Annotated in this window: 8 protein-coding genes and 4 pseudogenes; 4 read left to right on the forward strand and 8 right to left on the reverse strand. The window is 67.5% G+C overall.

What is annotated here, in order from left to right; genetic code table 11:
- Nucleotides 1–2: 2 nt before the first annotated feature.
- Nucleotides 3–329 (reverse strand): annotated as a pseudogene (locus tag E1283_RS26265) (IMP dehydrogenase); the annotation flags it as partial.
- 362 nt (nucleotides 330–691) lie between these two features.
- Here E1283_RS26265 and E1283_RS26270 point away from each other — a divergent pair.
- Nucleotides 692–820, forward strand: a pseudogene (locus tag E1283_RS26270) (transcriptional regulator); the annotation flags it as partial.
- A 169-nt stretch (nucleotides 821–989) separates the two neighbouring features.
- On the opposite strand, the gene E1283_RS26275 reads toward E1283_RS26270, so the two are convergent.
- Nucleotides 990–1,502 carry a DinB family protein gene (locus E1283_RS26275; protein ID WP_132820633.1) on the reverse strand — a complete coding sequence of 171 codons (513 nt, stop codon included), beginning with the start codon at nucleotides 1,500–1,502 and terminating at the stop codon, nucleotides 990–992.
- 755 nt (nucleotides 1,503–2,257) lie between these two features.
- Nucleotides 2,258–2,656, reverse strand: coding sequence for a hypothetical protein (locus E1283_RS26280; RefSeq protein WP_132820634.1), 399 nt, complete (start codon nucleotides 2,654–2,656; stop codon nucleotides 2,258–2,260).
- 16 nt (nucleotides 2,657–2,672) lie between these two features.
- Between E1283_RS26280 and E1283_RS40000 the strand changes: the two genes are divergently transcribed.
- A protein-coding gene (locus tag E1283_RS40000) for an IS630 family transposase (RefSeq protein WP_425086232.1) occupies nucleotides 2,673–3,736 on the forward strand; the annotation gives its coding sequence in 2 pieces (ribosomal slippage) (nucleotides 2,673–3,120 and nucleotides 3,120–3,736; 1,065 coding nt in all).
- A gap of 78 nt (nucleotides 3,737–3,814) precedes the next feature.
- Nucleotides 3,815–4,252: a DUF5959 family protein gene (locus tag E1283_RS26295; RefSeq protein WP_132820637.1), complete on the forward strand. Its 438-nt coding sequence runs from the start codon at nucleotides 3,815–3,817 to the stop codon at nucleotides 4,250–4,252.
- A gap of 173 nt (nucleotides 4,253–4,425) precedes the next feature.
- On the opposite strand, the gene E1283_RS26300 is transcribed toward E1283_RS26295, so the two are convergent.
- The 5 genes and pseudogenes from E1283_RS26300 to E1283_RS26320 form a co-directional block, all read right to left on the reverse strand.
- The gene (locus E1283_RS26300) at nucleotides 4,426–4,674 is read right to left on the reverse strand and encodes a hypothetical protein (RefSeq protein WP_132820638.1); all 249 of its coding nucleotides are present in this window, start codon (nucleotides 4,672–4,674) and stop codon (nucleotides 4,426–4,428) included.
- Between the two features lie 42 nt (nucleotides 4,675–4,716).
- Nucleotides 4,717–5,511, reverse strand: a complete 795-nt coding sequence (locus tag E1283_RS26305; RefSeq protein WP_243745120.1) for a DUF3626 domain-containing protein — start codon at nucleotides 5,509–5,511, stop codon at nucleotides 4,717–4,719.
- A 469-nt stretch (nucleotides 5,512–5,980) separates the two neighbouring features.
- Nucleotides 5,981–6,376, reverse strand: coding sequence for a hypothetical protein (locus tag E1283_RS39020; RefSeq protein ID WP_243745118.1), 396 nt, complete (start codon nucleotides 6,374–6,376; stop codon nucleotides 5,981–5,983).
- A 675-nt stretch (nucleotides 6,377–7,051) separates the two neighbouring features.
- Nucleotides 7,052–7,443 (reverse strand): annotated as a pseudogene (locus tag E1283_RS40130) (aldo/keto reductase).
- Nucleotides 7,444–7,493: 50 nt separating this feature from the next.
- On the reverse strand, nucleotides 7,494–7,763 hold the full coding sequence (locus E1283_RS26320; protein ID WP_132820640.1) for a site-specific integrase: 270 nt from the start codon (nucleotides 7,761–7,763) through the stop codon (nucleotides 7,494–7,496).
- Between the two features lie 581 nt (nucleotides 7,764–8,344).
- Here E1283_RS26320 and E1283_RS39755 point away from each other — a divergent pair.
- A pseudogene (locus E1283_RS39755) lies at nucleotides 8,345–8,446 on the forward strand (rhamnogalacturonan lyase family protein); the annotation flags it as partial.
- Between the last annotated feature and the right edge of the window lie 86 nt (nucleotides 8,447–8,532).

Consider the following 8,532-nt stretch of genomic DNA (forward strand, 5'->3'; position numbering starts at 1 on the left):
GGTCAGGGGAGCGGGAGGGACTTGATGGCGCGGCGCTCGTCCATGGCCTGGTGGCCCTCGGCGGCCTTCTCCAGCGGCAGGCGAAGATCGAAGACCTTGCCCGGGTTGATCCGGCCCCCCAGCACCCGCTGGATGAGGTCGGGCAGGAAGGCGCGCACCGATGCGGGCCCGCCGCCGGTGGGCTCCTCGACCCGGGCGACGCCTTCCTCGCCGCGCTCGGCGACGATGTCGGTGGCGCCGAACTCGCGGGCCAGCTTCTGGCGCGGCTCGTGGCGGGACACGGCGATGGCACGTCTTCGACGCGGACGTCGCGGGGGGCGTGAAGCACAGTTGCGCGCATGATTCCTTCCGTCGTCGCCTTCCCACACCTGCCCGAACAGCACGTCCTCGCCGTATCCGGCCAGCGCCGGGGCGAGATCCCCGAACTGGTCACGCGGCCCCCCGGGCTGCTTGTTCTCCGGCATCGAGAGCTCCTCTCCGCTGACGCCCCGCGGGCCGCCGGTGGTGACGGGGGCCGGGCATCGCCTCCATTCCGCCCCACGGCCGCGGTGTGCGCCACCGGAGGGACGGCCGGCCGCCCGGTCGGCCCGCGATCGACGAAACCGCAGTTCACCGCCGTGTGGAAGGACCCCCCGTTACGCGTACTGTCAGGACACCTCTGCCGCACGGGGACCGTCGTAGCCTCGAGGACATGGACAACCGAAGCGAGGTCCGCGAATTCCTCACCAGCCGCCGCGCGAGGATCACCCCGCAGCAGGCCGGTCTGCCCGCCGCAGGCCGGCGCCGGGTCAAGGGGCTGCGCCGCGCCCCGCACGCCGCCGCGCCACGCAGCCCGTCCGCCCCGGCCTCCAACAACTGCTGGACGCCATGACCGACGCGCCCGCCGGGACCGAAGAGCGGACGATCGCCAGCTGTCGCAGACTGTTCCGGGTTCCCTGACCACAAAGGACTGCGAGCCGAGCGGGGCGATGCCTCGACCGGTAGCTGTGTCAACCCCAGTTATGATCTCCGGTGAAACCATCGATGGACTCACGCATGACGTCAGCATGGCCCGCATGCCGGGCGACTTCCTCAAGCATGTGGATCAGTGCCCAACGCAGTGAGACGGTCGCGCCGTCGAAGAACGCGAACGCGGTGCCGGTGGCGTCGATGTCAAGGCTCTCGATCGCCTCGTCTGCCGCGGTCCGGGCGCGGACGTAGAAGTCCAGGATGTCCTTGGCCGCCTCGTCAGCACCCACGTGCCAGTCGGATGCCTCGTCGCCCTCGACGTCGAAGGGAAGAGGGTCACACGCGTGGCCGAACGTGAGGCAGAACCAACCGAGTTCGGCACCGGCCAGATGCTTGAGCAGCCCGAGTGGACTCGCACCCGACGGTGTCACCGGACGGCGAAGTTGGTCATCGTCGAGTCCTTCGAGTTTCCACAGGACCGCGTCGCGGTGTCGATCCAAAGCGGTGTGCAGACTTTCCTTCTCACCGCCGGTGAACGGCACGTGTTTGACCATGCCCAGACCCTAGCGGCAGGCAGTGCCGTGGTCTCGACGGCGCCGTCATCCGCGGGATCGAACGCACTGGCGTCAGCCCCCCGTTCCACGTCCACCGCCTCCGGTGGTCCCAGATCGATCCGCCCTACGGGGCCACTTCACACCGCGCGATTTCACGCATCGTCAACAAACCGGGGCCAGTTGGACTCGCCTTGATGGGGCCACTGAAAGCCGCCCTACCCACGTACACCAGCGGGGTGTCCTCGGTCGGCTCGGGATCAGCGGGGAAGTGGAGGCCGAACTGCTGGCTGTCGCCTCCGACGATGCGGTACTCGGCGTGTTCCTCGGGCTCCGCACAGACCGTACGTCACCGCCGTACGACTGCCGTCGCCGGCCTGGAGGTAGACCAGAGGCCGTGGGTCAACGATCGGCTCGTCAGCGTCGTTGGTGACGGGCAGGAGTACGTGCAGTCGGCCGCTGAGGGTGCGATGGTGTGCCTCGGGGATCAGGGTGACCAGCCGGGCCGGTTTGATCTCGGTGTCCTGGTGCTGCCGCTCGTTGAGCCGCAGGGCATTGACGGCGATCAGGACCGCGGCCAGGGCCAGCCAGCCGCTGACCGGGCCCAGTTGATGGCCACGAGGGCATCGTGAAAATGTCTGCCGATCATCGTCATGCCTGTGAAACGACGCTGTGGCCGGAATGGAGCGGCGAATGTCCCCGCTCGCGGTGGGTCCCGGCGACGCCGGGGCCCACCACCGATGAGGGACAGTTGCCTATCAAGGCCCGACGATCGAAATCGCCGTGCCGCTGCGGCCCTGCTGTCCCTTGAGTTGGTCGTTCCCCATCTCCAGGACGTTGATGATCCGGACGAAGACGTCGGCCTCGGCCTTCAGCCACTTGTTCTCAGCAAGCACCTCGGTCAGCCGTTCCTTGGCCTCCTTCAGTTCCTGCCGCAGCTTGCGCCCGCTGTCGGGGACCTGGCCCTGAGCCCGGACGCGAGCGTGGACCTCGTCCTTAAGATCGGTGTGCATGTGAGTGAGCACGTGCCGCTTAACGTCAGGCTCGGCTGCGAGCGAGACGACGGTCAGGTCGCCGTCGGACCGCAACGGGGTGTCGGCTACTGAACTTGATTGAGTGATGTCGGGGTCGTTCGCCTGACAGTTGGTTGTGGACACCGGTAGCTCTGGGGGTGTGAGGTACGCACAGGGCGGCGCGCTGACCGTCGTTGAGAGAGCCGCGCGGGAGCGGTTACGGCTGCAGGCCGTGGAAGGCTTCCGGGCCGGGCAGAAGAACACGGAGATCGCGGTTGCCCTGCGGGTTAGCGAGCGTTCGGTGGAGCGGTGGCGCCGGGCCTGGCATGAGGGCGGCGAGGCCGGGCTGCTCTCGAAGGGCTCTCCGGGAAGGCCTCGACTCAGCGATGCCCAGATCGCGAGGCTGGCGCGGGAGTTGGAGCGCGGTCCTCTGGTTCACGGATGGGCGGATCAGCGGTGGACGCTCGCGCGAATTGAGACGCTGATCGGCCGACTGTTCCATGTCTCCTACACAGTCGAGGGCACATGGCGGATGCTGAAGCGGCACGGCTGGAGCTGGCAGCAGCCCGCCCGACGGGGGATCGAACGCGACGATGCGGCGGTCGAGGTGTGGAAGAAGGAGACCTGGCCGCGGGTAAGAGCACCGCGGCGGAGCGCGGGGCCTGGATCGTCTTCGAGGACGAAGCCGGGCAGTCAATGACTCCGCCGCGTGCCAGGACCTGGGGCCGCGTCGGTCACACACCGGTCGTGAGGGCGAGAGGCAGAGGGTCCGGGAGGGTGTCGGTGGCGGGCATGACCTGCTACAAGCCCGGCGAGCGGTCCCGGCTGATCTACGCGATCCGCGAGTATCGGGGCCGCAAGGACGAGCCGAAGGGCTTCGGCTGGCGGGACTTCCGCGACCTGATCGTCCGCGCCCGCATCCAGCTCGGCGGCCCGATCGTGCTGGTCTGGGACAACGTCCGTCTCCACCTGACCGCCGGGATAAGGGAGTTCATCGACGCGAACGCGGAGTGGCTCACCGTCTTCCAACTGCCCACCTACGCACCTGACCTCAACCCGCAGGAGGGCGTCTGGTCGCTGGTCAAGCGCGACATCGGCAACCTCGCCGCGGCCGACCTCGGCCAGATCACCCGGGCCGTGAAGCGCAAGCTCAAGATACTGCAGTACCGTCCCGAGGTGATCAACGGTTGCCACACGGGCACCGGGCTGGCCTTCGAAGTGTGATTGCGGGGCCGCGGGCACCGCTCGAACGACGATGAGGGAGGATGCACGCCGGACCAGCACAAGAGAGCGAGGCCGGCGGTGACCGAACCAGATGGGGTGGACCTGATCCACCTGGAGGACGCGGACGGGGACAGCTGCATCGTGCGCGTAACCGGCCGCTTCCAGCCGGAGGTGCTGACCGGCCACGACGTTCTCCGAGCCGCGGTCCTGGCTCACGCCAGCTTCGTTGATGCCCGGCTGGAGCTCTACCTCTTCCAGCACGACCTCGACGCGTGGAAGCAGGAACTCAGCGGCCTCGCCCCCGGCACGGGCGCGAGCATCGGCGGGGATCGCGGGCTGAGCCTGAGCATCCACATGCAGGAAGACCGCTCCCTGGGCGTGACGATCCACGATCCCGACCGGCTCAGCGCAATGCTGTGGATCCGGCCGCCGGGGAACTGGATTGACGAGCACCACGACCGGCTGGAACAGGTCCGGCAGACCTGGCCCAGCGAAGTCCTGGAGACAGCCCCATGACCTTCGAATGGCGTCCAACCCGCCAGAGCTGAGCCGCACTACTTGACCCCGCAAGCCGACATCACGAGTTCAAGTTCAGTAGCAGCCGGTCGATGGCCGCCCGGACGCTCTTGCGCTCGGCGGTACGGTCCTCACTCACTCGTCCTGCCCCTCCTCAAGGATCATGCGGTGTCCTAGTGTTGGGCGGCCAGTTCCTCCAGGTGTTCGACCTTGGACCGCAGCCGCTCGGCCATCGGCTCGGGGACCATCGGAGACATCGCCCGCATCCGCAGGTTCTCTGCGGCGGCCGGCATCTGGTCCCCGTGCTGGTCGGTGCGGGCGATGTTCGTGCAAGTACTGCGGCAGCGGTCCAGGCTGGGGGCTTCGTTGCTGCCGCCGCAGGAGGGGTGACACAGGGCCCTTTCCCGGTCACAGTTGCACATCAGGTGGAGTCGGGTACTGGAACTGTCCGAATACCTGCCTGATCACGCGTTGCGTTCCTCGGACTCCCCGAAGCGCGCCAGGTAATGCCACACCTTCTTGAGAGCCTGCTGGTCATGGAGTCCGGTGCGTGCGGCGTCACCGATGATCCGCGGATCGAGATAGCCGTCAACGGCGATCTCGGTTCCCAGGTCGACGTACTCCTGTCCGCGGTAGTCCGGGTGACGACCGAGTTCTTCGACGGCAAGCCGAAGCCCTGAGTGCCATTCAAGTGGGCATGACAGGCTGCGGGCTGCTTCCTCTACTACGGTTCCTCGATAGCTCGGGTCCAGGACCAATGCCTCGACATCGTGGTTCAGGACGAGCGGGCCGTGCACCTGTGCCTCGATGTAGTCGTCGAGTGCGTCCTGGCGATCGGCCTCAGCCAGCTCCATAAGGGACATACTGGCCGTGACATCGAACGCCGACGGTTCGAAGAAGCTGTCCGGGTAGCAGAACGTGGCTCGCGAGAGAGCCTCATCGGTCAGCCGAAAGTGCGCGGAGCCGAATCGGGGCGCTCCGCCGAGCGGCTTCCGCCGGAAGTTCAGCGCGCCATAGACGGGTCGCTCATGCGCGGGCGCATGGTCATACGCACCCCCAAAGATCCGGCTCTCCCAGCGCCACCGGTCACCCCCGGGATGGGCCGTCAAGCCGCCGTTGCTTGCACCTGTGACGAACTGCGAGTGATAGACGCCGTCCTCGGCCAACGCGAGCAGGATCGGCCGGCCGCGCACCGTGCGATCCGGGTGAAAGTTCAGAGTCACTCGCAGCGCAGGGTCGACCGGGGTCCCGGAAGACATCGATGCAACATGACGGATTGCCCGTTCCTGCGGAGACGGGGCTATATCGGCGTTCACCAGCGCAGTGTGCCCGAGCTCGGTCAACTGGTGCACCTGGATTGGCCTGCGCCCCATGACCTGCCCTTCACGGTGCTTGACGGTGGGAAGATCGGCACTCAGGCGTCACGGGTGGATGGCGCGCTGGCTGACGTCGGCGGCGTAGGCGGCCCAGTCCCCGCCTGATGCCTGTTGCCTGCGCGGCAAGGCCAAGAGCGGCGGCGGGCGTCGGCCCAGCGCTTCTCGCTGTCGGTGGTGTTGAGCAGGCCGGTCCAGCGGACGGTGCCGTAGGCCAGGTCACGGGCATGCCGGTGCTGTACCGACCAGCGGACGAAGTGCCGGTCTCGTCGCGGCAGCTGACCGTGGAGTTGGCCATCCAGCGTTCCAGGTCTGTCTGGGCGCAGGTCCCCGGGGTGACTCCTACGCTGCCGAGTCAATCGAGGAAGTTGCCCGCCGCAGTGACGTGGCAGCGCACGTTCAGGTCCTGGAGTCGGATGGCGTGCTCTTCGCCGAGGCGTCGGCGGAGTCGGCGCAGGTGGTGCCAGACTGCGTAGCCGTGCAGGATCCGGCGCTCGGCGAGGTCGGTGCGGACCTGGACCGTCGCGGTGATCCATTTCTCCAGGGCGATGAGCCGTTCGTCCCGGGGCGGCATGGAGCCGGTCGCGACCACGACGCTCCGCAGGTGGGCCAGCCCCTCGCCCGGGGGCAGTTCGTCGAGGACCTGGTGGGTGACGGGCCGCTCGTCGCGGCCTATGCACTCCAGGAGGTCTCGGGCCTTCGAGCGGAAGACCCAGGCGAAGGCGACGTCCGGGCGCTCGGAGCTCGTCAATGCTTCGTGGAACGGCGCGAGGCCATGAATCCGATCGCCTCAAGAACAGGAAAAGGGCCCGCATCGCGGTGTTCGAGGGGTGCCCTGGTGGATCTTCCTCGTTCATCTGCACGGACAAGGTTGCCACCAGGTCTGGCCGAGTGAAAAGGCGGCAGTGAGCGTCGCAGGCGACGACTAGCGCTGCTTGCTTCGGCCGATTGTGGTGAGGGAGACGACCGGCCAGCTTCGGCTGTGACCGGCGACCAGCAGTGCCTGAACTTGGGCGCGGATGGCTCTGGTGCGGTCGGAGAAGTGGCGCTAGGGGGCCGTGGGCCCATGGGAGTCCGGTGTCGTCTCCGTCGTCTCCGTCGGCCCGGGAGCCGGGTCAGGTGGCGGCTGGGAGATGTGGACTGGGAGGCAGCCGCGGATCCGGTGCTGGCCAGCGGCTCGAGATGAGGGATACCCCAGGGACTTTTCAGGGACTTTCCACTCTGTCGGCGGGACGCCTCGAGATTTTTCGCTGTACAAGGCAGGACGGCACAGACAGTGTCTGAATGAGGCGAAGCCGCGGGTCAGGGGCCGGCAGTTGCTGCGCGAGCCCTACTGGGTCAGCCGTGTCGCCGTCGAACTCGGCGGCGGCACGGTGCGCGTGAGCGGTGCGGCTATGCCGTCAGCTGGTGGACCGGGGAGGAGGCGTCAGAAGTAGGTGGGTTCGCGTGGGGTGTAGTGCTCCTCGAGTGCCGTGGCCTCGTCGTCGGTGAGTTCGATGTCGAGTGCGGTGGCGCCGTCGGTGAGGTGGTGGGCTTTGGTGGCGCCCACGATGGGGGAGTCGACGACCGGGTTGCGCAGTACCCAGGCCATGGCGATCTGTGCCATGGAGATTCCGCGGGCCTCGGCGATCCGTAGGGGCGGTTGACCAGGCCGCCGGCGAGGGGGCTCCACGGGATGGAGCCCACGCCCTGGTCGGCCAGCAGCCCGAACATCTCGCGCTCCTCCTCGCGCTGCACCAGGTTGTACGGGTCCATCGTGGTGACCTCTTCACCGTGCCGCGCCTGACCTGCGCTTCTATGGAGAAGTCCCCGCGGCATGGTGCCGCAGGGACTTCTCAGGGACTTTCCGTTCCTTGGCGCGCGATGGCTCAGGCTGCCAGCCAGAGGTCGATCGCGGCGAGTCCGCGCCGGCCTGCGCCGGGCATGAAGTGAGCGTAGTGCTCCAGGGTGATGGCGGGGGAGGCGTGGACAAGCCACTGGGAGAGGCTGACTACAGACTCACCTGCCTCAAGCTGCACGCTCGCGTAGGTGTGCCTGAGTACATGGAACATGTCATGACGCGACCGCTCGAGTATCGGATGGCGTCGTACTTGCCCACCCTTTTGCTGCGTGGTCTTCTCACCGATGATTCGCACCACGCCGGCGGATAAGAGAGCGGGACGCCAACTGCAGTCGTTCCAGGTAGTGGGCAAGATCCGGTTGCCCTGCCAGGTGCTCAGGACTAGACGCACCATCACCGGTTTCCGCTGACGCGCTTCCACCTTGGTCTGTGGCGGTTCTGGGTTGCGTCGCGGCGGCGTGCATTCCACTGCCGGAAAGTGTCGTAGGTGTTCACGGGTGCGGAGTCCAAGATTGGGCGGCAGAAGGACCGTACGAGTCTCGGCCCCTTTGGGCGGGCAGAAATGCGGCCGGCCGCGTACATCCCATCGCAGTTGTCGCCGTACATGCACAACTCCGCGGACGAAGTCGATGTCCCGTTCGTCCAGTCCGAACGCCTCGCCCTGCCGCAGATCGAGCCCGACTCCGAGGTCTGCCGCTATCCGGTATCGCTCCTGGAGGCCGTTTCGCACAGCATCCACAGTGGTGCGAGACCACGCCTCGCGTCGCCGGGGACAGCTACGCCGGCAACCCCGGAGCCGAGTTCTGGTCGGTCTACGACACCGCGCTGCGCGACCTGGGCGGCGGAAACATCGGCCGCGAGCCGTCCAGCGTCAACTTCCTCGCCTGGCAGAACACCGCCTACAACCAGCCGCCCCACCCCGGCTTCTACCTCGGCTACGGCATGGACCCCGCGCCACGACCCGCGTCGACCGACCGGTAGTGCGGTAGGCATCAGCCATCGGCTGGTCACGACGCGGCCCTCGGCCGACGCTTCCGTCCCCGCTGAGGTGGGTGACGGTGCGGGTG

Origin of the sequence: Streptomyces hainanensis (assembly GCF_004348415.1) — a bacterium.
GTDB lineage: Bacteria > Actinomycetota > Actinomycetes > Streptomycetales > Streptomycetaceae > Streptomyces > Streptomyces hainanensis.